The 25,196-nt window shown below is 73.9% G+C and carries 21 protein-coding genes and 1 pseudogene; 5 read left to right on the plus strand and 17 right to left on the minus strand.

The features are described 5' to 3' along the window. Nucleotides 1–83 precede the first annotated feature (83 nt). From DEJ43_RS01305 to DEJ43_RS01340, 9 genes and pseudogenes are all read right to left on the minus strand, one after another. Complete coding sequence (locus DEJ43_RS01305) at nucleotides 84–449, minus strand: RNA-binding S4 domain-containing protein (RefSeq protein ID WP_015031477.1); 366 nt, start codon at nucleotides 447–449, stop codon at nucleotides 84–86. Nucleotides 450–466: 17 nt separating this feature from the next. Continuing rightward, nucleotides 467–967 carry a hypothetical protein gene (locus DEJ43_RS01310; RefSeq protein WP_015031478.1) on the minus strand — a complete coding sequence of 167 codons (501 nt, stop codon included), beginning with the start codon at nucleotides 965–967 and terminating at the stop codon, nucleotides 467–469. Between the two features lie 56 nt (nucleotides 968–1,023). Next, a complete protein-coding gene (locus DEJ43_RS01315) occupies nucleotides 1,024–3,261 on the minus strand; it encodes an ATP-binding protein (protein ID WP_308340063.1) in 2,238 nt (745 codons plus the stop codon). 161 nt (nucleotides 3,262–3,422) lie between these two features. Beyond that, nucleotides 3,423–4,253: pseudogene (locus DEJ43_RS38665) on the minus strand (AAA family ATPase); the annotation flags it as partial. Nucleotides 4,254–4,412: 159 nt separating this feature from the next. Beyond that, nucleotides 4,413–4,832, minus strand: coding sequence for an ACT domain-containing protein (locus DEJ43_RS01320; protein WP_071891075.1), 420 nt, complete (start codon nucleotides 4,830–4,832; stop codon nucleotides 4,413–4,415). Nucleotides 4,833–4,865: 33 nt separating this feature from the next. Further along, entirely contained in the window at nucleotides 4,866–6,050 is a 1,185-nt protein-coding gene (locus DEJ43_RS01325; RefSeq protein WP_015031483.1) for a thiolase domain-containing protein, read from the minus strand. After that, a complete protein-coding gene (locus DEJ43_RS01330) occupies nucleotides 6,040–7,110 on the minus strand; it encodes a thiolase domain-containing protein (RefSeq protein WP_015031484.1) in 1,071 nt (356 codons plus the stop codon). The genes DEJ43_RS01325 and DEJ43_RS01330 overlap by 11 nt, the downstream gene beginning before the upstream one ends. Then, nucleotides 7,107–8,069: a Zn-ribbon domain-containing OB-fold protein gene (locus DEJ43_RS01335; protein WP_015031485.1), complete on the minus strand. Its 963-nt coding sequence runs from the start codon at nucleotides 8,067–8,069 to the stop codon at nucleotides 7,107–7,109. Before DEJ43_RS01335 ends, DEJ43_RS01330 begins: the two co-directional genes overlap by 4 nt. A gap of 62 nt (nucleotides 8,070–8,131) precedes the next feature. After that, entirely contained in the window at nucleotides 8,132–8,932 is an 801-nt protein-coding gene (locus DEJ43_RS01340) for a crotonase/enoyl-CoA hydratase family protein (protein ID WP_015031486.1), read from the minus strand. A gap of 163 nt (nucleotides 8,933–9,095) precedes the next feature. On the opposite strand from DEJ43_RS01340, the gene DEJ43_RS01345 reads away from it, so the two are divergent. Next, the gene (locus tag DEJ43_RS01345) at nucleotides 9,096–10,733 is read left to right on the plus strand and encodes an acyl-CoA synthetase (RefSeq protein WP_041663445.1); all 1,638 of its coding nucleotides are present in this window, start codon (nucleotides 9,096–9,098) and stop codon (nucleotides 10,731–10,733) included. A gap of 19 nt (nucleotides 10,734–10,752) precedes the next feature. Here the strand turns inward: DEJ43_RS01345 and DEJ43_RS01350 are convergent, their stop codons facing one another. Beyond that, on the minus strand, nucleotides 10,753–11,166 hold the full coding sequence (locus DEJ43_RS01350; protein WP_015031488.1) for a VOC family protein: 414 nt from the start codon (nucleotides 11,164–11,166) through the stop codon (nucleotides 10,753–10,755). A gap of 156 nt (nucleotides 11,167–11,322) precedes the next feature. Then, the gene (locus tag DEJ43_RS01355; protein ID WP_015031489.1) at nucleotides 11,323–11,988 is read right to left on the minus strand and encodes an NADPH-dependent F420 reductase; all 666 of its coding nucleotides are present in this window, start codon (nucleotides 11,986–11,988) and stop codon (nucleotides 11,323–11,325) included. Between the two features lie 78 nt (nucleotides 11,989–12,066). Between DEJ43_RS01355 and DEJ43_RS01360 the strand changes: the two genes are divergently transcribed. Further along, the gene (locus DEJ43_RS01360) at nucleotides 12,067–12,417 is read left to right on the plus strand and encodes a winged helix-turn-helix transcriptional regulator (RefSeq protein ID WP_015031490.1); all 351 of its coding nucleotides are present in this window, start codon (nucleotides 12,067–12,069) and stop codon (nucleotides 12,415–12,417) included. 40 nt (nucleotides 12,418–12,457) lie between these two features. Here DEJ43_RS01360 and DEJ43_RS01365 read toward each other — a convergent pair whose 3' ends face one another. After that, on the minus strand, nucleotides 12,458–13,978 hold the full coding sequence (locus DEJ43_RS01365; protein ID WP_071891078.1) for an alpha/beta fold hydrolase: 1,521 nt from the start codon (nucleotides 13,976–13,978) through the stop codon (nucleotides 12,458–12,460). Nucleotides 13,979–14,082: 104 nt separating this feature from the next. On the opposite strand from DEJ43_RS01365, the gene DEJ43_RS01370 reads away from it, so the two are divergent. Next, on the plus strand, nucleotides 14,083–14,898 hold the full coding sequence (locus tag DEJ43_RS01370; protein ID WP_308339645.1) for a pentapeptide repeat-containing protein: 816 nt from the start codon (nucleotides 14,083–14,085) through the stop codon (nucleotides 14,896–14,898). A gap of 1 nt (nucleotide 14,899) precedes the next feature. On the opposite strand, the gene DEJ43_RS01375 is transcribed toward DEJ43_RS01370, so the two are convergent. From DEJ43_RS01375 to DEJ43_RS01390, 4 genes are all read right to left on the minus strand, one after another. Then, nucleotides 14,900–16,879, minus strand: coding sequence for a serine/threonine-protein kinase (locus DEJ43_RS01375; protein ID WP_041661948.1), 1,980 nt, complete (start codon nucleotides 16,877–16,879; stop codon nucleotides 14,900–14,902). 103 nt (nucleotides 16,880–16,982) lie between these two features. Continuing rightward, nucleotides 16,983–17,759 (minus strand): GNAT family N-acetyltransferase, encoded by a 777-nt coding sequence (locus DEJ43_RS01380; protein WP_015031496.1) that lies wholly within the window; start codon nucleotides 17,757–17,759, stop codon nucleotides 16,983–16,985. Between the two features lie 22 nt (nucleotides 17,760–17,781). Continuing rightward, complete coding sequence (locus tag DEJ43_RS01385; protein WP_015031497.1) at nucleotides 17,782–18,351, minus strand: cupin domain-containing protein; 570 nt, start codon at nucleotides 18,349–18,351, stop codon at nucleotides 17,782–17,784. Nucleotides 18,352–18,382: 31 nt separating this feature from the next. Continuing rightward, the gene (locus DEJ43_RS01390) at nucleotides 18,383–19,603 is read right to left on the minus strand and encodes a cytochrome P450 (protein ID WP_015031498.1); all 1,221 of its coding nucleotides are present in this window, start codon (nucleotides 19,601–19,603) and stop codon (nucleotides 18,383–18,385) included. 194 nt (nucleotides 19,604–19,797) lie between these two features. On the opposite strand from DEJ43_RS01390, the gene paaK reads away from it, so the two are divergent. After that, nucleotides 19,798–21,087, plus strand: coding sequence for a phenylacetate--CoA ligase PaaK (gene paaK, locus DEJ43_RS01395; protein WP_015031499.1), 1,290 nt, complete (start codon nucleotides 19,798–19,800; stop codon nucleotides 21,085–21,087). 28 nt (nucleotides 21,088–21,115) lie between these two features. On the opposite strand, the gene DEJ43_RS01400 is transcribed toward paaK, so the two are convergent. Beyond that, a complete protein-coding gene (locus tag DEJ43_RS01400) occupies nucleotides 21,116–22,621 on the minus strand; it encodes a fatty acyl-CoA synthetase (protein WP_015031500.1) in 1,506 nt (501 codons plus the stop codon). A gap of 114 nt (nucleotides 22,622–22,735) precedes the next feature. Between DEJ43_RS01400 and DEJ43_RS01405 the strand changes: the two genes are divergently transcribed. Further along, nucleotides 22,736–25,177, plus strand: a complete 2,442-nt coding sequence (locus tag DEJ43_RS01405; protein ID WP_181399497.1) for a penicillin acylase family protein — start codon at nucleotides 22,736–22,738, stop codon at nucleotides 25,175–25,177. The last annotated feature ends 19 nt before the right edge of the window (nucleotides 25,178–25,196 follow it).

Here is a 25,196-nt window from a genome sequence, read left to right on the forward strand (position 1 = left end):
CCCTGGCCCGTGCCGGGTGGAAGAGCGGTCCGTGGCCTGTGACCGGGGGGAAGAGCGGTCCGTGGGCCGCTCCCCTCCCGTGGTCAGGCGCGGCGGCCGCGGAGTTCGTCGAGCTCTCGGCGGTCGCGCTTGGTGGGACGCCCGGCGCCCCGGTCCCGTACGGCGGCGACGGCCACGTGCTCGCGGGGCGGCGGGGGCGGGCTGTTGTCGACGTACGCCTCGGCGGCGACGGGCGGGCCGACCCGCTTGGTGTGCAGCTCCTTGACCTCGACGATCCGCTCCCGCCCGCCGTGGAAGAGCCGGACCTCGTCGCCGGGCTTCACCGGCTGGGCGGGCTTGGCCCGTTCGCCGTTGACCTTGACGTGTCCGGCCCGGCAGGCCGCGGCGGACTGCGAGCGGGTCTTGGTGAGACGGACCGCCCAGATCCAGCTGTCGACGCGCGCGCTCATCGGCCCCCGCTCCCCCGTCAGCCCTGCTGGAACAGCTCGGCGGGCAGCGGCTTGAGCAGTGCGTACAGGTCGTCGGTGATCGGCCGGTCCCAACTGGCGATCGTCACGAGGACGTTGTCGCTGCGGTCGAACTGGACGCAGGAGATGCGGCTCTCGGAGAGCTTGAGCCGGCGGACGATCAGCAGGTTGTCGCCCTGCATGACGGGGACGTCCTCGGTGTCGAGGACCTCGACCGGCTCGTCGTTCTCCAGGGCGGCGAGGAGCTGGGCCACCTCGAAGGGGATCTGCCCGTCGGAGAGGTCGCGCGCCGGGGAGCCCTCGGGGAGGTTGCCGATGATCATCGCGGGGCCGCGGCCGCCGAACAGGTCGTACCGGAGGAAGACACCCTGGCAGGAGCCGTCGGGCGCGGGCAGCAGACCGGCGCCGAGATTGCCGGGCCAGTCCCCCGGATCCATGGCCAGGACGTCGAAGTCCGGGCCCGCGGGTGTGGCGGCGCTGCGGCGGCGGAGGAAGGACATACGGCCATGGTACGTGCCCCGGCGCGCGATGCGACGCGCCGGGCGGCTCCGGGCGGTCAGCCCTCTCCGACGGGGTCCCGGGGCGTGCGTCCGCTGTTCGCCAGGGCCTGGGCGAGCCCGGCGCGGTCGGTCCCGAGCTTGCGGTAGACGGCCGAGAGGAGCCGGGCCGCGGTGGGCGCGTCGACGCCGAGGACGAGGGCCGCGTCCTGGTCGCGGACGGTGATCTCGGCGGCGGCGCGCTCACGGGCGGTGAGCGTGTCGGTGGCCGCCGGATGGAGCGCGCGGGGGCTCAGTCCGGCCGCCGCGAGCTCGGCCCGCGCCACCTCGACGAGGGCGTCGGCCCCGCAGTCCTGGGCGGCCTCCAGACCACGGTGGAGGTGCTCGGCGGCCTCCCCGGCCCGTTCGGTGCGCCGCAGGGCGGCGCCGAGGGCGACCAGGGAGCGGGCCAGCTCGTACGCGGCGGGCGACTGGTCCAGCCAGTCGACGGACTCCTCCAGGAGCTTCACCCGCTCGGAGGGCTCCGACACCTCGGCGGTCACCCGGAGCGCCTGGCCGATCGCGGAGGGCGCCCCGTACTGGCGGGCGCGGGCGACGGCCTCCTGGGCGGTGGCGAGGGCCTTCGCCGGGGAGGTCGCCGCTTCGGCGACCGCGAGGTGCAGCTGCCAGGTGCAGCTGGACGGGTTGCGCTTGCCGCGCGGGTCGAGACGCCGGCCGACGGCGGCCAGCTCCTCCGCTGCCTCCTTGGTGCGTCCGGTGGCGAGGAGGAGTTCGGCGTGGACGGTCTCGCAGTCGGGGATGGTGACGGCGGCGGGGAACGGCTCGCCGAAGTCGTGCTCGCGGGCGACCCGCTCGGCCTCGTCCGTACGGCCGCGGGCGATGAGGACCTCGATCATGACGCCGGTCGCGTACCAGAGGGCCGGGGTGCGGGCGCCGACGCGCTCGGCGAGGCGGAGTCCGGCGCGGGCGAAGTCCTCGGCCTCCATCAGCCGGCCGCGCCGGAAGCGGATGTAGCCGATGAGGGTGTACGCGAAGGCGAGGTGTGCCCCGCGCCAGCCCTGCTTCTCGAACTCGGCCGTTCCGGCGGCGAACAGTTCTTCGGCGCGGCCGGGCCGGTCGGCGTAGAGGTGGAGCAGGGCCACGAGGACCGGCACCTCGAAGCCCCGGCTCTCGTCGGCCCAGGTCAGGCCGCCTTCCAGGGCGCGCTCGGCATGCTTGAGGGCGACGGAGGCGGGCTCGGCGCGCAGGGTGGCGTCCCAGGCACGGAGGCCGATGATGTACCGCTCGGTGACGTCGCGGCCGGGGAGCCGGTCGGCGAGGGCAGCGAGCCGCCGGGACCGTGCGGGCGACTCGGGCTCGTCGGCGCGCAGGGCGTCCCACATGAACTTCTCGGCCTGCATCCGCAGTCGGCTGCGGGCGTCGGGGGCCTTCTGCGCCTCGTGGCCGAGGAGCTCGGAGGCCTCGACGAGCCGGTCGCTGTGGGCCAGGACCTGGGCGAGGCGGTAGACGATGCCGTGCCGGAGCGCCGGATCGCTGACCGGCTCCTCCAGGGCGGCGCGGAGGTGGTTGACGGTGGTGGCGGGTTCGGTGAGGAGCGAGGAGCAGCCGAGCTCGTAGAGGACGGCGGCCCGGAGCTCGGGGGCGGGCGGTTCGCGCAGGGCGCGGGCGAGGAAGCGGCGGGCCGCGTCGGGGGCTCCGGCGCGGAGGTTCTCGCCGGCGGCGGCGCGCAGCTGGTTGACGACCCACGGGTCGCCCTCCGGGTGGGTCTCCAGGAGATGGCGGGCGGCCGCGGTGGGCCCGAGTCCGGCGTCGACGACGCACCAGGCGGCCTGGCCGTGGAGGGCGACGCGGGTGGCGTCGGGGATGGACCGGTAGACGGTGGTCGCGATGAGCGGGTGGACGAACTGGAGGGGGTCGTCGGGCCCTTCGGCCTCGGCGAGGACCCGTGCCTCCCGGAGCCGGGCGGCGCAGTCGGCGACGGCCTCGCCGCCGAGTCCCGCGACGGCGCCCGCGAGCTGGGGCGAGATCTCGGTGCCGAGGACGGCGCAGGCCCAGGCGAGCCGGACGGTGGCGGGGCCGAGCCGTTCGAGCCGGGCGACGAGGCCGGTGCCCTTGAGGGCGGCGGAGAGGTCGCGGAGTTCGTGGGCGCCGTCGGCGGTGGGTGCGATGCCGCGGTCGCGGACGTTGGCGGCGAGTTCGACCGCCTCGAAGGGATTGCCGGAGGTGACGGCCCAGAAGTCGTGGCAGAAGGCGTCGTCGGCGTGGGTGCCGACGCGGTCGCGGACGAGCCGGGCCACGGCCGACGAGGTGAGCGGGGCGAGGCCGTGCGGCCGCTGCCCGGACCTGCGCCCGGTGAACTCGACGCCCTCCTCGGGGGTTCGTCGGGCCGGTAGGCGACGACCAGGAGCATGGGCAGCTCCTCGGCGCGCGGGGCGAAGGCGGCGAGCCAGCCGAGGGACTCGGGGTCGGCCCAGTGCACGTCGTCCAGGACGACGACGAGGGGTGCGCGGCGTACGGCGAGATGGGTGAGGACCCAGTCGAGCCCGTCGCGCAGGCCCTGCGGGTCGGGCGGCGAGCCCTCCACGGAGGCGCGGAGCCCGAGGGCGGGGCCGACGATGTCGTACCAGGAGCCGAGGCGTTCGCGCAGTTCGGTGTCGGTGGCGTGGGCCAGCTGCGGCTGGAGGAGCTGCCGGGCGACGTGGAACGCGACCCGCTGCTCCTGGTCGCCGCCGCGGGCGGACAGCACGGTGCAGCCACGGGCGGCGGCGCGCCGGCGGATCTCGGCGAGCAGGGTGGTCTTGCCGAGCCCGGCGGGGGCGGCGTACGCGAGTATGCCGCCGCGGCGCAGGACCTGGGGGCGAGCGGGTCCGTCGAAACCGGCGTGCGGAGCCGCCGCGCGCCCGGGGCCGGCCGCGGATGCCGACGGGTCCGCCGTGTCCTCTGCGTCCCGGGCTTCGTGGCCGGTCCGGGGCTCGGTGCCGGGGTCCGGTACCGCGACCAGGCGCGGGCCTCGGGGTTCGCGGGGCGCGGGGACGTGTTCGGTCCACGGCGGGCTCTCGGCCAGGCCCGTGAGGAGGTCGAGAGCCTCCTCGGCCGCGGCGAGCGCCGCCTCGCGCTCGAAGAGGCCGTATCCCTGACGGGCCGAACCGCCGTCCTGACGTGCCACGTTCCACCCCCACACAGGGGGCGCGCGCCCGGCGCACAGTCGGGAGCGCCGGACGGGTGGCCCCGCCAAAGTCCCAGCGTACGCCCGATGGAGTGAACAAGGACGGGCAAACCGCCAAGCCACGCCGCAGGTTGACCCCGAAGGGTCATTAAGGCCTGCACAGAGCGGTGGTGAGCACCTTCATCGCGGCCGTGCCAGCCGAGTCGGTCAAGGTCAGACCGGTGTTGACGGACAGGGTGACCTGTCGTTCGCCGTCGATGGAGGTTGCGGCCCCTGGTCCGGCTACGCCGACTCCGGGGTGCCCGCGCCGGTGGCCTTCGCGAGTCGGTCGAGTACGGCCAGCGCCTCCTGGGCGCGGGCGTGCTCCACGAAGAGGTGGTCGTGGTGGAAGCCGGCCACCACGTTGCAGCTGAGGCCCGCCTCGGCGAGTGCCCCCGCGACGGCGGCCGTGAGACCGACGGCGTCGAGCGCGGAGTGCACGCGCAGCGTGATCCGGGCCGCCACGTAGTCGTACGGGAGGGAGGCGGTGTCCGCCTCCTCCTGGCGTACGACGAGGGTGAGGCCCTCGCTCTCGGTGACGGTGACCACCGGGGCGACCCCGGCCGGGGCGGGGCCGTCCACCGTGGTGAAGACATAGCGGCCGGGGTCGAGTTCCGGCCGCATCCCGGCGAGGAGCCGGGTCAGGTCACGTTCCGCTGCCATGGCGTCAGGGTAGCCGCGCCCCGCCGCCAGGGCTCAGCCGGCGGGCGGGGTGTCCCCCACGAGCCACATGGAGAAGAACTGCGCGCCGCCGCCGTACGCGTGCCCGAGGGCCCGGCGCGCGCCGTCGACCTGGTGCTCGCCCGCCTCCCCCCGTACCTGGAGCGCGGCCTCGGCGAAGCGGATCATCCCGGAGGCTCCGATGGGGTTGGTGGAGAGTACGCCGCCGGAGGGGTTCACGGGCAGGTCGCCGTCGAGTTCGGTGACGCCCGCCTCGGTGAGCTTCCAGCCCTCGCCCTCCTCGGCGAAGCCGAGGTTCTCCAGCCACATCGGCTCGTACCAGGAGAACGGCACGTACATCTCGACGGCGTCGATCTCCCGCCGCGGGTCGGTGATGCCGGCCTGGCGGTAGACGTCGGCCGCGCAGTCCCGGCCCGCCCGCGGCGAGACGAAGTCCTTGCCGGCGAAGAGGGTGGGTTCGCTGCGCATCGCCCCGCCGTGCACCCAGGCGGGCGGCCGGGGCGAACGGGCCGCGCCCGTACGGTCGGTGAGGACCATGGCGCAGGCGCCGTCCGACGAGGGGCAGGTCTCGGAGTAGCGGATCGGGTCCCAGAGCATCGGGGAGGCCTGCACCTTCTCCAGGGTGAGGTCGTGCTCGTGGAGATGGGCGTACGGGTTCTTGAGGGCGTTGCGCCGGTCCTTGTACGCGACGAGGGAGCCGATCGTGTCGGGTGCGCCGGTGCGGCGCATGTAGGCGCGGACGTGCGGGGCGAAGAAGCCTCCCGCGCCGGCGAGCAGCGGCTGCTGGAAGGGGACGGGCAGCGAGAGGCCCCACATGGCGTTGGACTCGGACTGCTTCTCGAAGGCGAGGGTGAGGACGGTCCGGTGGACCCGCGCGGCGACCAGGTTGGCGGCGACGAGCGCGGTGGAGCCGCCGACCGACCCGGCGGTGTGGACCCGGAGCATGGGCTTGCCGACGGCGCCGAGGGCGTCGGCGAGGTACAGCTCCGGCATCATCACGCCCTCGAAGAAGTCGGGGGCCTTGCCGATGACGACGGCGTCGATGTCCGCCCAGGTCAGCTCCGCGTCCTCCAGGGCGCGGACGGCGGCCTCGCGGACGAGTCCGGCGATCGACACGTCCCTGCGGGCGGCGACGTGCTTGGTCTGGCCTATGCCGACGACGGCCACGGGCTCTTTCGATGTCACGGCTTTACCGGACATGCGGCTCTCCTTCCAGGACGGCGACCAGGTTCTGCTGGAGGCAGGGCCCGGAGGTGGCGTGGGCGAGGGCGCGGTCGGAGTCGCCCCGGTGGATGCGGGCGGCGGCCTCGCCGAGCCGGATGAGGCCGGCGGCCATGACGGGGTTGGCGGCGAGTGCTCCGCCGGAGGGGTTGACCCGCACGCTCTCGTCGAGGTCGAGGGCCCGCCTCAGGACGACCTCCTGGGAGGTGAAGGGCGCGTGGAGCTCGGCGGTGTCGACGGGCGCCTCGAACGCTCCGGCGCGCTCGGCGGCGAGGCGGGTGGAGGGCGAGTCGGTGAGGTCGCGGACGCCGAGGGAGTGGGCCTCGATGCGGTGGTCCATGCCCCGGATCCAGGCGGGGCGGGAGCAGAGCTCCCGGGCGCGGTCCCCGGCGGCCAGGATCACGGCGGCGGCGCCGTCGCCGATGGGCGGGCAGTCGCCGGTCCGCAGGGGCTGGACGAGGTACTCGCCCTGGGGGCGGGCGCCGGGCAGCTGGGCGTGCGGGTTGTCCGCGGCGTCCTGGCGGCTGCGGGCCGCGATCGCGGCGAGCGCGGGCTCGTCGGTGGCGCCGGCGTCGAGGAGCGCCTGGGCCTGGAGGGCGGCGAGGGCGACGGAGTCGGGCCAGAGCGGGGCGAGGTAGTACGGGTCGAGCTGGCGGGTCAGGACGTCGCGGACGGAGCCGGGCGAGGCCTTCCCGTAGGAGTAGACGAGGGCGGTGTCGGCCTCGCCGGTGAGGAGTTTCACCCAGGCCTCGTACAGCGCCCAGGCCCCGTCGGTCTCGACGTGGGACTCGGAGATGGGGGGCCAGGCGCCGACGCCGTCGAGGGCCATCGTGAAGGAGAAGGCGCGTCCGGCCAGGTAGTCGGAGGACCCGGAGCAGGTGAAGCCGATGTCGGAGGTCTTGAGGCCGGTCTGCCGGAGGACCTCGTGGAGGACCGGCATGACCATCTCGACCTCGGAGAGGTCGTCGGTGCGGCGGCGGTGGTCGCTCTGGGCGAAGGCGACGATCGCCACCTCCCGGTCGGGCCGGTGCGGGGTCACAGCAGCTCCTTGTAGGTGTCGTAGTCGGCGTCGGGCTCGCCGGTGGGCCGGTAGTGGTCGGGGTAGCGGCCGTCGTCGCTCCACACGGGCTCGACCCGGAGCCCCATCCGGACCTGGTCGTAGGGGATGCCGCCGATCCGGCCGTGCAGGGCGAGCCCGGCGCCGTCGAGGGCGATGTGGGCGTAGACGTAGGGGACCTCGATGTCCAGGTTCTTCGCCTTGATGTTGACGATGCAGTAGGTGGTGACGGTGCCGCGCGGCCCGACCTCGACCTGGTCGGTGGTGGCGACGCCGCAGGTGGGGCAGGCGCCGCGGGGCGGCACGTACACCTTGGAGCAGGAGGGGCAGCGTTCGCCGACGGTGCGGCGCTCGGCGAGGGCGCGCAGGTAGCGGGTCTGGGCGCCGCCGGGGCTGTAGGTGTAGTCGAGGCGGGCGGGGGCGACGATGCCGGTGACGGGGTCGGCGAACAGGCCGTCGTGGGGCCGCGGTTCGGCCACCGGGTCGCTGTCGTGCGGCTCGAAGCAGGCGATGTCCGTGATCGCGCCGGCCCGTTCGTCGGCCCAGCGGACGCGGACCCGCATGCCGGTGCGGACGGCGTGGGGCCCGGGGGCGTCCAGGGCGTGCAGGAGGGCGGTGTCGGCGCCGTCGAGCCGGACGAGGACCCAGGCGAAGGGGGTCGCGAGGGGCTGTCCGGGGCGGGGCTCGTGGTTCCAGGCCCACGTGGTGACGGTGCCGGTCGCGCCGACCTCGACGAGGTCGCGCAGTTCGGCGGCGGTGGCGGGGTCGTACTCGACGGGCGGGACGAGGACCTCGCCGGTCCCGGTACGGACGCCGAGGACGGTGCGCTCGCGGAGTCCGGTGAGGAAGGCGGACTGGACGGGGCCGAGAGAACGGGTGAAGGGGAATTCGACGACGAGGGGGGCCCGGAGGGTCTCCGGCGGCGGGGTGACGGCTGTCATGCGACGGCTCCTTCGCGAAGGGGTGTGGGACGGGGTGGGCCGCTGCGCGGGGCCTGGAGGGGTCACTCCCGCCGGTACTGGGGCGGTCGTTTCTCCGCGAACGCCCTCGCCCCCTCCTTGGCGTCCGCCGTGTCGAAGATCGGCCACCCCCGCTTCAGTTCGGCGGCCAGCCCGTCCGTCTCGGTCATCTCGGCGGTCTCGTACACGGAGGCCTTCACCGCCTCGACGGCCAGCGGCCCGCAGGCGTTGACGCGTTCGGCGATGTCGAGGGCCGCGTCGAGCGCCGTGCCGTCGGGGACGACCCGGCCGACCAGGCCGATGCGGGCGGCTTCCTCCGCCGTGTACGGGCGGCCGGTGAGGAGCATTTCGAGGGCGTGGGTGCGGGCGATCTGGCGGGGCAGCCGGACGGTCGAGCCGCCGATGGGGAAGAGGCCGCGGCGGACCTCGAAGAGGCCGAAGGTGGCGGAGGCGGCCGCGACCCGGATGTCGGTGCCCTGGAGGATCTCGGTGCCGCCGGCGACGCAGTACCCCTCGACGGCGGCGATGACGGGTTTGCGGGGCCGGTGGTGGCGGAGCATCGCCTTCCAGTGCAGGTCGGGGTCGGCCTTGAGCCGGTCCCGGTACTGCTCGCCTTCCATGCCCTTGCCGGCGAGGGCCTTGAGGTCCATGCCGGCGCAGAAGGTGCCTCCCGCGCCGGTGAGGACGACGGAGCGGATGCCGTCGTCGGCGTCGGCTTCCAGCCAGCCGTCGTAGAGGCCGACGAGCATCGGCAGCGAGAGGGCGTTCTTGGCTTCGGGCCGGTTCAAGGTGAGTACGAGCGTGGCGCCCTCGCGCCGCACGCCGAGGTGTTCGGTGCCACCCATGGGGTCTCCCGTCTCCAGTTCTGGAACAGGTTGCAGGAGCCGGGGGTCCAGTTCAATAGTTTTCTGACACTCAGTCAGATTCTTCCGCGCACCCCCTTCCCCCCTGGACCGGTCGGCGCTCTAATGACCGCCGAGTCAGTGCGAACCGGGGTCAGGAGGAATGGTGGAGTACAACCTTGCCGACCTGTTCGAATCGGTCGTCGACGTGGTTCCCGACCGCGAGGCGCTGGTGTACGTCGACCATCCGGGGACGGGCGCGGAGCGCCGCCTGACCTACGCCGAACTCGACGCCGCCGCCAACCGGATCGCCCACCACCTCGCCGACGCGGGCATCCGGCCCGGCGAACACCTCGGCCTCCACCTCTACAACGGCGTCGAGTACCTCCAGACCGTCCTCGCCTGCCTCAAGGCGCGGATCGTGCCGGTCAACGTGAACTACCGGTACGTCGAGGAGGAGCTCGTCTACCTCTACCGGGACGCCGACCTGGCCGGACTCGTCTTCGACGCCGAGTTCACCGACCGGGTCGCGGCCGCGCTGCCGCAGACGGAGAAGCTGCGGCACCTCGTGCGGGTGGGGACCCCGCCCGAGGGAGCGGCCGCACTGGACTGCGTCCCGTACGCCGAGGCGGAGGCCGCCGGATCGCCGGAGCGCGGCTTCGGCCCCCGCTCGGGCGACGACCTCTTCATCATCTACACCGGCGGTACGACGGGGATGCCGAAGGGCGTCCTGTGGCGCCAGGAGGACCTGTTCTTCGCGGGGCTCTTCGGCGGCGACCCCTCGGGGGAGCCGGTGAAACGCCCCGAGGAGCTGGCCGAACGGGTCGCGGCCGGCGGCGCCGGCATCACGTTCTTCCCCGCGCCGCCGCTGATGCACGGCACCTCCACGCTGACCGCCTTCATCGCCTTCAACTACGGCCAGCGGGTCGTGCTGCACCGCAAGTACGTCCCGGAGGAGGTCCTGCGCACCCTGGAGAAGGAGAAGGTCTCCAGCATCTCCCTGGTCGGCGACGCGATGCTGCGGCCGCTCGTGGACGCCCTGCGCGGGCCGCAGCGGAACACGGACCTGTCGGCGCTGTTCAGCCTCTCCTCGTCCGGCGCGATCATGTCGGAGACCGTACGCGCGCAGCTCCAGGAGCTGATGCCGCACGTGCTGCTCCTCAACAACTTCGGCTCCACCGAGTCCGGCTCCAACGGCCGCGCCACCGACGACTCGGGCCCCGCCAAGGGCTTCCGGCTGCACGTCAACGAGCGCACCCAGGTCGTCGACCAGGTCACCCTCGCCCCCGTCGCCCCCGGCGAGATCGGCAGGCTCGCCCAGCGCGGCCATGTGCCGCTCGGCTACTACAACGACCCGGCCAAGACCGCCGAGACCTTCTTCCAGCGGGACGGGGTGCGGTGGGCGCTCCTCGGCGACATGGCGACCGTCGACGAGACCGGCGTGGTCACCGTCCTCGGGCGCGGCTCGCAGTGCATCAACACCGGCGGGGAGAAGGTCTATCCGGAGGAGGTGGAACAGGCGCTGAAGTCCCATCCCGACGTGTACGACGCGCTGGTCGCCGGCGTCCCCGACGCCCGCTGGGGCAACCACGTCGCCGCGGTCGTCCAGCTCCGGCAGGACGCGCCCCCGCTGGACCTGGAGTCCCTCCAGACCCACTGCCGCCCGCGGCTCGCGGGGTACAAGGTGCCCCGCCAGCTCGTCCTCACCGACCGCATCCAGCGCTCCCCCAGCGGCAAGGCGGACTACCGCTGGGCCCGCGCGGTGGCGGTGGAGGCGGACGCGGACGGCGAGGAACGCGGCTGAGGCGTCGCGGGGGAGACGATCAGCCCTGCTCGGTGATGTTCACCATCCAGGTGATCCCGAACTTGTCCGTGCACATGCCGAAGACATCGCCCCACATCTGCTTCTCCAGCGGGACGGACACGGTGCTGCCGTCGGACAGCTTGCTCCAGTAGCCGCGCAGCTCCTCCGCGTCGTCGCCGCTCAGGCTCACGGCGAAGTCGTTCCCCGGGGTGTGCTCCATGCCGGGCGGGTTGTCGGCGGCCATCAGGGTGAAGCCGCTGGGCGTCTCCAGCATGCCGTGCATGATCTTCTCTTCGAATCCGGGCGGCGCCTCGGCGCCGAAGCCTCCGTACGTGTTGAGGCTGAGGTCGCCGCCGAGGACCTGCTGGTAGAACTCCAAGGCTTGCTTCGCCTCACCGGTGAAGGTGAGGTAGGGGTTGAGGCGAGTGGCCACACCTGGCTCCTGTCGTGTCGTGCCGTAACGGTGTCGTCGTGGGCGCGTCCGATCCTCCACCGATGCCCGCCCGGGCGGCCGAGGCGCGCCGTGCCGTGGGCCGATCGGCCCACGGCACGGCACACGGCACACCGGACCGCCTCCGGCCGGGCATGCTCAGGAGTCCGTCGGCGTTCCCCCCGGCCCTGTCGCGAAGGCCAGCGGAGGGGCCATCGCCCGGACGTCCGCCGCCTCACCGACCCACAGCCCGATGAAGAGCGCGGCCGTCGCCTCGACCAGTCCGGCCCGGTCGAGACCGCCACCGGACAAGGGTTCGCAGCCCGCGTCCCGCACCAACTCCCGTACCAGCGCGAGCGCCGTGTCGTCGTCGCCGCACACCGGTACCGCCAGGCGCTGACCATCGAAGACGGGAGGGGACATCCGCCACACGTCCTCGTGGCAGAGGTTGAAGGCCTTGACGACCCGGACCCCGGGCGCGGATTCCGCGAGGCGCCGCGCGGCCGAGGGGCCGCCGTCCGTGAGCAGCCGGAAACCGGGTCCCACGGGGTTGGAGCAGTCGAGCAGCACCTTCCCGTCCAGCTGCGCCCGCAGGTCACCGACCACCTGCGCTCCCACCCCGTACGGCAGGGCGGCGAGGACCACGTCGCCGGCCCCGGCCGCCGCGCTCAGGCTCCCGTGTCCCGTTCCACCGCCCAGGCGGCTCGCGAGCCGCCGCGCCTTGCCCTCGTCGCGGCCCCCGACGAACACCTCGTGTCCCGCCCGCACCCAGTGGGTGGCCAGGGCATCCGCCATGGCGCCCGTTCCCAGTACCCCGATCCGCATCCTCGCGGTCCCCTTTCCGCGCCGGTTCCCAGCGCCTCGGGAACGACACTAGGGCGCGGGTCGGGCACCATCTGGTACGTGACTTCCGACGCGTATCTCGCCGACTGCCGTGCCCGCCTCGCCTTCGACCTGCTGTCGAACACCTGGAACGCCGTGGTGCTCTGGTCCCTCGGGCGCGGCGAGAGCCGCCACGGCGAACTCCGGGAGCGGATCGGCGGGATCAGCTCCAAGGTCCTCACCGAGACGCTCCGGCGGCTGGAGTTCAACGGTCTGGTGGAGCGGCGCGTCGCGGACGGCACGCCGGCCCGGATCAGCTACGCGCTCACCGATCTGGGACGGACCCTGCTCGGTCCGATCGACGCGTTCGGCGCGTGGGCCTTCGAGCACGGCGACGAGGTGATGGCCGCGCAGGAGCGCCACGGCGGGTGACCCGCCCCCGCCGTGGCCGGCCTGACGCCGAAGACAGGCCCTAGACCCCGAACTCCCGCAGCGCCGAGAGGAATTCGGCCGGGGCGTCGGTGTGGACGAGGTGCCCCGCGCCGATCGTGACGAGCCGGGCGTCCGGGATGCGGTCGGCCAGCCAGGCCAGCTGGTCCTGGCGGACGTGGCTGGTCGGGCCGCCCGCGACGACGAGGGTCGGGGCCGTGATCGCGGAGAGCTCCTCGCGCCAGGCCGGGTCGGGGTCGTTCAGCTGGGCGTCGGTGGACGGGACGATCTCCCAGTCGAAGCCGAGGCGGCCGCCGGGCCGGACGGCCCGCGGTCGCGGCGGGTCCAGCGGGAAGAACACCGGGACGTCCTCCAGGACGAGCCGGCCGATCAGGGCCGGTTCCCGCGCGGCCAGCAGGTACGCGGCGCCACCGCCCATCGAGTGCGCCACGACGGTGGCGCCGGTGAGGCCGAGTGCCGTGAGGAAGCCGCCGAGTTCGTCGCGGAAGGCGTCGAAGCCGTAGCCGCCGGGCCGGTCGCTCAGGCCGTGGCCGCGCAGGTCGACCGCGTACACCCGGTGGTCGGCGGCGAGCTCCGCCGCGACGCGCGTCCAGGTGGTGCTGTTCTCGCCGCGTCCGTGGACCAGGACGACGGGCGGGGCGTCCTCCGGGCCCCGTACCCGGTAGGCGAGGCGTACCCCGTCCACCGTGACCGTGCCGACCTCCGGGTCGAGGAAGGCGGCGACCGCGCGCCGGAAGGCGTCCGCGTCGTCCACCCAGGGGAAGTGTCCGGCGCCGGGCAGCACGACGAGCTCGGCGTTCGGGAAGAGGGCGGCGGCCTCCGCGGCCTTGGCCGGGGTCGGGCCGGCGTCGTACTCCCCGGCGAGGACGAGGACCCGGGCGGTGAGCGCGGTCACCGCGCGGCGGGTCGTCTCCGGCTCGTACGCGCCGGCCCCGTGGTAGGCGGGGGCGGCCGCCCAGTTCGTCTGCGTGGCGTCGCCCGCAGCGTGCTCCCGCGCGGCCTCGTCCCAGCGGCCGTACCCGAAGGGGGCGACGATCTCGCGTTCGCGCCGCAGCGGGGTCTCCGGGCCGAGGGTGTCGAGCGCCGCCCTGGCCGCGGCGTACCAGGGTTGGTCGGCGAAGACCTCGACGGCCGCGTCCCACTCCTCGTCGGTGGTTTCGACGCCGAGTGCGCGGGCGGCCGAGGTGACGAGGACGAGGGAGCGCACCCGCTCGGGGTGGGCGGCGGCGTACAGGGTGGCCAGGTTCCCGCCGGCCGAGTGGCCGAGGAGGTCGATCCGGTCGAGGCCGAGGTGGACGCGGAGCGCCTCGACGTCACCGACCTGCCGGTCGCAGCGGTACGTGCCCGGGTCCGCGGGCTCGGCGCTCGCACCGGTCCCCCGGGCGTCGAGCACGACGAGGGCGCGGTGGGCGGTGAGTCCGCCCAGGTCGCCCAGATAGGCGGAATCGCGCAGCGGCCCGCCCGCCAGGCAGACCAGTGGCTCGCCGTCGCCCTCGATGCGGTAGGCGAGTTCGGTTCCGTCGTACGTCGTGAATGTCGGCATGCCGCCGATCCTCACCGGCCCCGGACGATCTTCGCAATCGATTTCGCCGGGAGCGCGATACGGTGGGTGACATCGTCCCCGACCAGCGAAGGAACCGTTCCATCGTGCCCGAGACCCGGGAGTCCGCACTGCGCGGCGACTGCGCCAACTGCTTCGGACTGTGCTGTGTGGCGCTGCCCTTCGCGAAGTCGGCCGACTTCGCCGTGAACAAGGCGTCGGGCGAGCCGTGCCGGAACCTCCAGGAGGACTTCCGCTGCGGCATCCACACCCGGCTGCGGACGAGCGGGTTCCAGGGCTGCACGGTGTACGACTGCTTCGGGGCGGGCCAGCAGGTCTCGCAGGTCACCTTCGGCGGGGTGTCCTGGCGCGAGGCGCCGGAGACCGCGCGGCAGATGTACGAGGTGTTCCCGGTGGTGCGTCAGCTGCACGAGCTGCTGCGGTACGTCACGGAGGCCCTGGCGCTGCCGACGGCGAGTCCCGTCCACGCCCGGCTGCGGACCGTGCTCGCCCGCGTCGAGGAGCTCACCGGGGGGACCCCGGAGGAGCTGGAGAAGCTCGATGTGGCGGCGGTGCGGGCGGAGGTGAACCCGCTGCTGCTGCGGACGAGCGAGCTGGTCCGCGCCACGGCCGGAGGGAAGCCGAAGAGCCGCCGCGGGGCGGACCTGATCGGCAAGCGGCTGCGCGGGGCGAAGCTCCGCGGCACCGATCTGCGCGGGGCGCTGCTGATCGCCGCCGATCTGACGGGGGCGGATCTGACGCTCACCGACATGATCGGCGCCGACCTGCGGGACGCCGATCTCTCCGGGGCGGACCTGACGGGCGCCCTCTTCCTGACGCAGCCCCAGCTGAACGCGGCGCGCGGGAACGCCGAGACCCGCCTCCCGGAGGGTTTCGAGCGCCCCGCGCACTGGGCGTCCTGAGCTACGAGGCCGGGGCCGCGTTCCGCCAGACCGCCACGTCGAGCGTCAGGTACGTGCTGGGCGAGTCCTCCGGTGAGACGCCCCTGACCGTGACGAGGCCCATGTGGCCCGTCCCGGTGGTGACGCAGACCTGACGGCCCTGGGAGAGCCGGTTGACTTCCACGTTCTCGGTGAAGCGGGTCTCCGCGCGGCACACTTCGAGGGAGCCCGTCTGCCCGGGGTCGAGGAGCACCAGGCTGCCGCCCTTGCTCTCGGCGTCGAGGTAGCCACCGGTGTCGTAGGAGAGTTCGTAGCCGCCGTCCTCGCCCTTCTGGGGCCGCAGCGTCTCGTCCCCGAAGGTCAGGTGGTACCCGGCGACGAGGTTGATGTTCTTGGTTTCGGCGGCCGTGGGGTCGGCCGCCGCCGGCGGCTTCGCGCTCGGCGTGCCGCTGGTACCGCTGCTGCCGCCACTGCCGCCGGTGCCCGTGGTCGCCGAGGTCGCCGGTGCCCCGGTGGTCGCCGGTGCGCCGGTGCCGCTCGGCTTGTCGCTGCCCGAGGCGTTCGGCTGCCCCTTGTCCTTCAGGAGCGTGTAGGCCGTCACACCGCCCACGGCACCGAAGGCGAGCACCGCCGCGACGGCGATGAGCAGGCCCTTCTTGGCCGAGCTCCGCGGACGGCCGGGCGGCGTGGACATCGGCCCGCCCGGGGCTCCGGGGTGCTGGTACGGGTACGGGCCCTGCGCGTGCGGGTAGGCGTGGGTCGGCGCGGTGTGCGGCGCTCCCGTGTGGACCGGTCCGGTGTGGGCCGCCGCTGCCGCGTGGGTCGGCGCGGTGTGGGCCGGTGCGGCGTGCGTCGGTGCTGCGGTCGGTGCCGGCGGGCCGTACGGGCCGGGCGGCGGAGTCGCCTGGTGGCCTGGGCCGTAGGCGCCGGGCGGGGCGGCCGGCGGGGCCGGGGTCGCCGGGCCGGACGGCGCGGTGGGCGAGTAGGCCGCGCCGGGGGCGGGCGGCCCGGCCGGGGCGGTGGGCGTATACCCGGCGACGGGTGCGGTCGTCGGGGGCGGCGGGGTCTGGACCGGCGCCGGGGCGGCGGCGCGCGCCGTGATGTCGGCGGAGACCGCACCCGGCAGCCAGTCCTCGGGGCGGCGGAGCACCGTCGAGGCGTTCGCCTCCTGGCAGAGCCGGATGATCTCGGCCAGCGTCGGCCGCGCCTCGGGGTCCTTGGCGAGGCACCGGGTGACCAGCTCGCTCAGGCGCTCCGGGACCGCGCTCAGGTCCGGCTCCTCGTGCACGATCCGGTAGAGGACGCCGTGCGAGGTGCCCTCGCCGAAGGCCGGGACTCCGGTCGACGCGTACGCCGCGACCTGCCCCAGCGCGAAGACGTCGGTGGCCGGGGTGACCTTGCGGCCGGCGGCCTGCTCGGGCGCCATGAACGACGGGGTGCCGATGGTGACTCCGCTGCCGGTGAGCGAGGTCGCGTCGGCCGCGTGGGCGATGCCGAAGTCGATGACCCGGGGTCCGTCGGCGGCGAGCAGCACGTTCGACGGCTTGAGGTCGCGGTGGACGATCCCGGCGCCGTGGATGACGTGCAGGGCCTCGGCCATGCCGGCGACGAGCAGCAGCACCGTCTCGACGGGCAGCGCTCCGTGCGCGACGACCGCGTCGGCGAGCGAGGGGCCCGGGACGTAGGCGGTGGCCAGCCAGGGCTGCGCGCCCTCGGGGTCGGCGTCGATCACGGGCGCGGTGAACAGCCCCTGGACGCGCTGCGCGGAGCGCACCTCCTGGGCGAAGCGGCGGCGGAACTCCGCGTCCTCGCCGAACTCCGGGCGGATCAGTTTGATCGCGACCGGACGGCCGCCGGGCGTGTACGACAGGTACACCTTGCCCATGCCGCCCGCGCCCAGCTTCGCTGCGAGGCGGTACCCCGCGACGGTGGTGGGATCGTCCGTCGCGAGAGGCTGGAAGACCTCTCCCGCGCCACCCCGACCCGACTGCTGACCACTCATGTACCCGTGTCTCCCCACGCAGACCTCTGTTGCCGGACGGCACCCTACCGTCACCGGGGCCCGCGCCTGCCGCGCGCCCTGGGGCCGGTCCGACGGCGGTCCGTCAACCGCCGTACGTGTAGGGGGTCGTGGTGGAGAGTGTGTGGAATCCGAGGCGGTGGAGGATGGGCCGGCTGGTGTCGGCGGCGTCGACCTGGACGTAGCGGTGGCCGCGTTCGGCGGCGATCCGGGCGCGGTGGGCGACGAGGGCGCGGTAGAGGCCCCGGCCGCGCCAGGCCTCGACGGTGCCGCCGCCCCAGAGTCCGGCGAAGTCGGTGCCGGGGCAGAGTTCGAGGCGGGCGGCGCTGACGGGTTCGCCGTCGGCGAGGGCGACGACGGCGGTGACGGTGTCGGGGTCGGCGGCGAGCCGGTCCAGGAGCTGGCGTCCGATGTGGGCGGAGTCGGTGCCGAAGGCGCGCTCGTGGACCTCGACCACCTGCCGTACGCCCGTCTCGTCGGTGACGGCGCGGAGTTCGACCCCTTCCGGCAGCGGTACGTCGTGGGGCAGTGCGGTGGCCTCGGCGGCCATCAGGGTCTCGGGGGCCTCGGCGGTGAAGCCCGCGGCGAGGAGCCGGTCGCCGAGGTCGGCGGGGGTGTCGTGGGCGTACAGCTTCCATTCGAAGGACAGGCCCTCGGCCCGGTAGTGGGCGAGCTGTTCGGCGATGGCCCGGTCGGCGCCGGAGGCGTCGAGCCCGGACCAGAGGACGCCGTTCCAGGCGTGCGCGGGTCCGGTCTGGCGGACGACGTCGCCGACCCGCTCGACGCGGCAGCCGGGCCCGTCGGGGCGGGCCTCGCGGCGCAGTTGGCGGTCGTAGAGGTCACGGAGGTGCTGGGGTTCCATGCGGCCACTTCAACACCCCTGGTCAGCGGCCCGCAACGGGATTTTCCCGGACGCCGGCGTCGTGCCGGAGCGGGGTGATCTGGTCGATGTCGTAGCGGATGCGGAGCGCCTCGACGGCGGCGTGGTCGACCTCGCCGCCGGAGCCCAGGATGTCCATGAGTTCCTCGAAGTACCGCTCGTGGTCGGGCGGGGGCGAGGCCTGGAAGAGCATGCGGACGGGGTCGCCGGTGGGGTTGGCGAAGGCGTGCGGGCAGCCGGGCGGCACCAGGATGAGGGTGCCGGCGGTGGCGCGTACGGCCCGCTGGCCGGAGGGGGACTCCCACTCCCGCCAGCTGTCCTTGGTGCGGACGAGCGGTTCGAAGGCGAGGACGTCGAGTTCGCCCTCCAGGACGTAGAAGAGTTCCTCGCTGTGGCCGTGCGCGTGGGCGCCGACGTCGAAGCCGGGCGGGACGACGACCTCGAAGGTGGAGGCGGTACGGGTGTGCTCGCCGGTCACCTTGAAGGTGACGTGCTGGGCGGCGGTGGTGAGGGTCTTTCCGTGGCCGGGTGGCACGATGAGGCCGCCGCCCGGTCCGATGGCGGTGGCTGTCACGGGGTGCGGGTTCCTCTCACGGGGCGCCCGGTCACCAGGTGACCGGAAGGGTCTCGGGGCCGCGGATGAGGGCGCCGCGCTGCCAGCGCAGCTGGTCCTCGGGGACGGCGAGCCGCAGGTTCGGGAAGCGGGTCCACAGCGTGTCGACGAGGATCTCCGACTCGATGCGGGCGAGGGCGGAGCCGGGGCAGTAGTGGGGGCCGTGGCCGAAGGCGACGTGGGGGTTGTACGCGCGGTCGAAGTCGAGCCGCTCGGGGTCGGGGAAGACGGCGGGGTCGCGGTTGGCCGTCAGGTAGGAGACGTAGACGGGGTCGCCGGAGGGGATGGTGACCCCGCCGACCTCGACGTCCTCCAGGGCGATCCGGGAGAGGCCGACGGCGTTGCGGTGCGGGATGTAGCGGAGGAGCTCGTCGACGGCCTGGGGGACGAGCTCCGGCTCCGCGCGCAGCCGGGCGAGGTGCTCGGGGTGGGTGAGCAGCGCGTACACCATGTTGGCGCTGTTGTTCCGGACGGCGTGGGCGCCGCCGATCTGGATGAGGACGGCGAGGCCGACGGCCTCGTGCTCGGTGAGGGTGTCGTCGTCGACGGCGTCGGCGAGGACGGCGGCGAGGGTCTCCTTGCCGGTGCCGTGGTTGCGGCCGATGAGTTCGGTGAAGTACCGGCCCATCTCGGCCTTGGCCGTCTCGCTGGCCTCCCGGCCGGCGCCGGCCGAGATGATGGTGTCGGACCAGTGGGCCATCAGCGGCTGGTCGCCCTCGGGGACGCCCATGAGTTCGCTGACCATGGCGAGGGGGAAGGGGCGGTTGACGAGCTCCATGAGGTCGGCGGGCGCGCCGTGCTCCTCGACCCGGTCGAGGAGCCGGTCCATGACGTCCTGGGCGTGGTCGCGCAGGGAGCGCAGGGCGCGGGCGCTGAAGGCGCGGGCGACGACGCGGCGCATCCGGGTGTGGTCCGGCGGGTCGGCGAAGCCGACGGCGCCCTCCATCGGGATGAAGTGGGGGGCTACGCGGGTGATGGAACGGCCCCAGACGGCCTGGCGGCTGAAGCGCGGGTCGACGGAGACGAACTTGACGTCCTCGTAGCGGGTGACGAGCCAGGCGTGGCCTTCGCCGTGCGGCAGCCGGACGCGGGTGACGGGGTCCTCGTGCAGCAGTTTGGCGAGCAGCGGGTCGAAGTCGAGGCCGGTGAGGTCGGGGACGGCCCAGAAGTGGACCTGGGGGGTGTCGGGGTCGTTGGTCGTGGTGGTGGTCACGGGGCCACCCTTCCCCGCGGAAGCTGCCCGCCTTGCCCGGATCCGCCCAAAACACCCCAAGGTGTGATGGGGGCAGGAGCCGGGAACCTTGCTCCGCCCCCTTGCCAACCCCCGGGGGCCTCCGGATTTACTGACCCCGAACGGATCTACCGAATGATCGGTCGTCCGTTTTAGGACCGTGGAGGAGTGGCGCGATGACGGAACGGCTGGACAGCGGCGAGCGGCTCGGGCGCGAGGAGCTGAGGGCGCTCCAGCTGGAACGGCTGCGCGCGAGCCTGCGCCACGCGTACGAGAACGTGGACTTCTACCGGCACTCCTTCGACGCGGCCGGGGTGCGCCCCGACGACTGCCGTACGCTCGCGGACCTGGCCCGCTTCCCCTTCACCGCCAAGGCCGACCTCCGCGACCACTACCCCTTCGGGATGTTCGCCGTCGACCAGTCCCGGATCCGGCGCATCCACGCCTCCAGCGGCACCACGGGCCGGCCGACCGTCGTCGGCTACACGGACGGCGACCTCGACCTGTGGGCCGACGTCGTCGCCCGCTCGCTGCGCGCCGCCGGCGCCCGCCCCGGACACAAGGTCCACGTGGCGTACGGCTACGGCCTGTTCACCGGCGGACTCGGCGCGCACTACGGCGCGGAGCGCCTGGGCTGCACGGTGATCCCCGCCTCGGGCGGCATGACGGCGCGCCAGGTGCAGCTCATCCAGGACTTCCGGCCCGAGATCATCATGGTCACCCCCTCCTACATGCTGACGCTGCTCGACGAGTTCCGGCGGCAGGGCGTGGACCCGCGCTCGACCTCCCTGAAGGTGGGGGTCTTCGGGGCGGAGCCGTGGACGGAGTCGATGCGGAAGGAGATCGAGGAGGCCTTCGCGATCGACGCGGTCGACATCTACGGCCTGTCGGAGGTGATCGGCCCCGGCGTGGCGCAGGAGTGCGTGGAGACCAAGGACGGCCTGCACATCTGGGAGGACCACTTCTACCCGGAGATCGTGGACCCGTTCACCGGCGAGGTGCTGCCGGACGGCGAGGAGGGGGAGCTGGTCTTCACCTCCCTCACCAAGGAGGCCATGCCGATCGTCCGCTACCGGACCCGCGACCTGACCCGGCTGCTGCCGGGCACCGCGCGGGTGTTCCGGCGGATGGAGAAGGTCACCGGCCGCAGCGACGACATGATCATCCTGCGCGGGGTGAACCTCTTCCCCACCCAGATCGAGGAGATCGTCCTGCGCACCCCGGCCGTCGCCCCGCACTTCCAGCTCCGGCTGACCCGCGAGGGCCGCCTCGACACCCTGACGGTCCGCGCGGAGGCCCGCGCGGGCGCGACGCCCGAGGAGCGGGCGGAGGCGGCGAGGACGATCGCGTCGGCGGTGAAGGACGGCATCGGCGTCTCGGTCGGGGTCGAGGTGGTCGACCCGGAGACCCTGGAGCGCTCGGTGGGCAAGATCAAGCGGATCGTGGACCTGCGGAAGCCGGAGTAGCCGGGGCCCGGCGCCGGAGCCGGTCGTCTCAGGCTCCCGCGTACCGGTCGCGCAGTTCCCGCTTGAGGATCTTTCCGCTCGCGTTGCGCGGGAGTTCGGTGCGGAAGTGGATGCGCTTCGGGGCCTTGAAGTGGGCCAGCTTCTCGCGGGCGTGGGCGAGCAGTTCCTCCTCGGTGACCTCGCCGCGGGGGACGACCACCGCCGTGACCGCCTCGATCCAGCGCTCGTCGGGGAGGCCGATCACGGCCACCTCGGCGACGCCGGGGTGGGTGTAGAGGGCGTCCTCGACCTGGCGGGAGGCGACGAGCACTCCCCCGGAGTTGATGACGTCCTTCACCCGGTCGACGATCGTGAGGTAGCCCTCGGCGTCGCGGACGGCGAGGTCGCCCGAGTGGAACCAGCCGCCCCGGAAGGCCGCCTCGGTCTCCTCGGACTTGCGCCAGTACCCCTCGCACAGCTGCGGGGAGCGGTAGACGATCTCGCCGGGGGTGCCGTCGGGGACGTCCTCGCCGTCCTCGTCGACGACCCGGGCCTCGACGTGGCGGACGGGGCGGCCGCACGACTCCATCCGGCCCTCGTGCTCCTCGGGGCCGAGGACGGTGGCGAGCGGGCCGATCTCCGACTGGCCGAAGCAGTTGAAGAAGCGCAGGCCGGGGAGGCGGGCGCGCAGCCGCTCCAGGACCGGTACGGGCATGATCGAGGCCCCGTAGTAGGCCTTGCGCAGGGCGGACAGGTCCCGGCTCGCGAAGTCGGGGTGGTTCGCGAGGCCGATCCAGACGGTCGGCGGGGCGAAGAGGCTGTCGGCGCGGCCGGTCTCGACGAGGTCGAACAGGACGGCCGGATCGGGCCCGTCGACGAGGGTGTTCTCGGCGCCGACGGCCAGGTAGGGCAGCAGGAAGACGTGCGTCTGCGCCGAGTGGTAGAGCGGCAGCGCGTGCACCGGCCGGTCGTCCTCGCGCAGGTCGAGCGCCTCGATGGCGCTCGCGTACTCGTGGACCAGGGCGCGGTGGGTCATCATCGCGCCCTTGGGCAGGGCGGTGGTGCCGGAGGTGTAGAGCAGCTGGACGAGGTCCCGTGGGTCCCGGTCCGTGTCGTACGCCTCCGGTACGGCGAGCGCGTCCAGGAACGAGCCGGGCGCGTCCCGCAGCGCCGTGACCGTGAAGCCGTCCGGTACGCGCTCCGCCAGGGCCGGGTCGGCGAGCACGAGCGAGGTCTCCGACTGCTCCAGGAGGTACGCGAGGTCGTCGCCGGTCAGATGGTGGTTGACCGGCACGTGGACCAGTCCGGCCCGCGCGCAGGCGAGGAACGCGATGAGGTACGCGTCCGAGTTGTGCCCGTAGGTGGCGACCCGGGCGGACGCGGGAAGGCCCAGGTGGTGCGGCTCCCGCAGGACGGCCGCGGCGGTGGAGACGGCCGTGTCCAGCTCGGCGTACGTCCAGGTCCGGTCGGCGTAGCGGAGGGCGATCCGGTCGGGGACGCGCTGGGCGGTCGTGCGCAGGACACCGTCGACGGCGCTGCTCAGGAGTCGGTCCATGCGGTGATCCTCGGCGCGCATCGGGTGGCGGGTCAAGTACCGTGCGGCGCGCCGCACATGCCCGGACCTCGGATACCGAACGGGATGTTGACAAGGGGGCGCGCAGCTGGGTGCATGGTCCAACCCGCAGTGCACACCCGTCCGTTGGGAGGAACCTTGCACCTCCGTACCCGTCTGAAACGCCTGGCGCTCGCCGGAGCCGCCCTCGCCGCCGTCACCGCCACCCTGCCGGGCGCGGCGGCCGCCGACTCCGGGGACCGGGGCCACCACCCGTCCGACCGGGGCCTTTCGGCCGTCATCCGGTACACCGAGTACGGCATCCCGCACATCGTGGCCGCGGACTATGCCGGCCTCGGCTTCGGGACGGGCTGGGCCCAGGCCGCCGACCAGGTCTGCACGCTCGCGGACGGCTTCCTGACGGTGAACGGGGAGCGCTCCCGGTACTTCGGCCCCGACGCGGCCACGGACGGCTCGCTCTCCTCCGCCGCCACGAACCTCTCCAGCGACCTGTACTTCCGCGGGGTGAAGGACGCCGGCACCGTCGAGGCGCTGCTCGCGACCCCCGCGCCGGCCGGCCCCAGCCGCGACCTGAAGGAACTCATGCGCGGCTGGGCGGCCGGCTACAACGCCTGGCTGCGGAAGAACCGCGTCACGGACCCCGCCTGCGCGAACGCCGACTGGGTCCGTCCGGTGACCGCCCTCGACGTGGCCCGGCGCGGCTTCGCGGTCTCGGTCCTGGGCGGCCAGGGCCGTGCCGTCGACGGCATCACCGCCGCCCGGCCGCCGGCGGCTCCCGCCGCCCCGGCGACCCGGGCCTCCGGGCAGGACCCCGATCCCGCCCGGGCCGCCGAGGCCGCCCGGGAGCTGTTCGCCGCCGAGAACGCCACCATGGGCTCCAACGCCGTCGCCTTCTCGGGCGCCACCACGGCGAACGGGCGCGGGCTGCTCCTGGGCAACCCCCACTACCCCTGGCAGGGCGGCCGGCGCTTCTGGCAGTCGCAGCAGACCATCCCCGGCGAGCTGAACGTCTCGGGTGCCTCGCTCCTCGGCACGACCGTCGTCAACATCGGCTTCAACGACAAGGTGGCGTGGAGCCACACCGTCGCCACCGGCGTGCCGCTCAACCTGCACCAGCTGACGCTCGCCCCGGGCGACCCGACCTCGTACCTGGTGGACGGCCGGCCGGAGCGGATGACCCCGCGTCAGGTGACCGTCCGCGTCAAGGACGCGGCCCCCGTCACCCGTACCCAGTGGTGGACCCGGTACGGCCCGGTCGTCGGCGGCCTCGGCCCGCAGCTCCCGCTGCCGTGGACGACGACCACGGCGTACGCGCTCCACGACCCCAACGCGAGCAACCTGCGCGGCTCCGACACCGCGCTCGGCTTCGGCAAGGCGCGCTCCACCCGGGACATCGCCGAGACCCTGCGGCGTACCCAGGGGCTGCCCTGGGTCAACACGATCGCGGCCGACTCGGCGGGGCACTCGCTCTTCACCCAGTCGCAGGTGCTCCCCCGGATCACCGACGACCTCGCCGCGCGCTGCTCCACCCCGCTCGGCCGGGCCACCTATCCCTCGTCGGGTGTCGCGGTGCTCGACGGCTCGCGGTCGGACTGCGCGCTCGGCTCCGACCCGGACGCGCTGCAGCCGGGCGTCTTCGGACCGGCGAGGATGCCGGTGCTGCGGGACACCCCGTACGTGGCGAACTCCAACGACAGCGCCTGGCTGACCAACGCCGACCGGCCGCTGACCGGTTATGAGCGGGTCTTCGGCACGATCGCGACGCAGCGCTCGCTGCGCACCCGGGGCGGTGTCGAGGACGTGGCGGCGATGGCGGCGCGCGGGGGCCTGACGGTCGCCGACCTCCAGCGCCAGCAGTTCGCCAACCGGGCTCCGGCCGGTGACCTGGCGGCGGCCGATGTGGCACGGGCGTGCGCGACGGCGCTGCCGGACGACCCCGAGGCCTGTCGGGTGATCGGCGCCTGGGACCGGACGGTGGACACGGACAGCCGGGGCGCGCTGCTCTTCGACCGCTTCTGGCGGAAGTTCACGTCCACCGTGCCGTCGGCGCAGCAGTGGACGGTGCCGTTCTCGCCGGCGGACCCGGTCCGTACCCCGAACACCGTGAACACGGCCGCGCCGGGGTTCGCGAAGGCGCTGGCGGACGCGGTGGCGGAGTTGCGGGGCGCGGGGATCGCGCTGGACGCCCCGCTCGGCGACCACCAGTTCGTCGTACGGAACGGGGTCCGGATCCCGGTGAGCGGCGGCACCGAGTCGCTGGGCGTCTGGAACAAGGCGGAGCCCGTGTGGAACCCGGCGGGCGGCGGCTACACCGAGGTCGCGCACGGCACCAGCCATGTGCAGGCGGTCGGCTGGGACGGCAGCCGCTGCCCGGTGGCCCGCACGCTGCTGTCGTACTCCCAGTCGTCGAACCCCTCGTCGCCGCACTCCAGCGACCAGACCCGGCTGTACGCGGGCGAGCGCTGGGTGACCTCCCGGTTCTGCGAGAAGGACATCCTGCGCTCGCCGGCGCTGCGGGTGGTGGTCGCCAGGGGCTGAACGGTTCTGCTCGGCCCCT

It is taken from the genome of Streptomyces venezuelae ATCC 10712 (assembly GCF_008639165.1).
In the GTDB taxonomy this organism is placed as follows: domain Bacteria; phylum Actinomycetota; class Actinomycetes; order Streptomycetales; family Streptomycetaceae; genus Streptomyces; species Streptomyces venezuelae.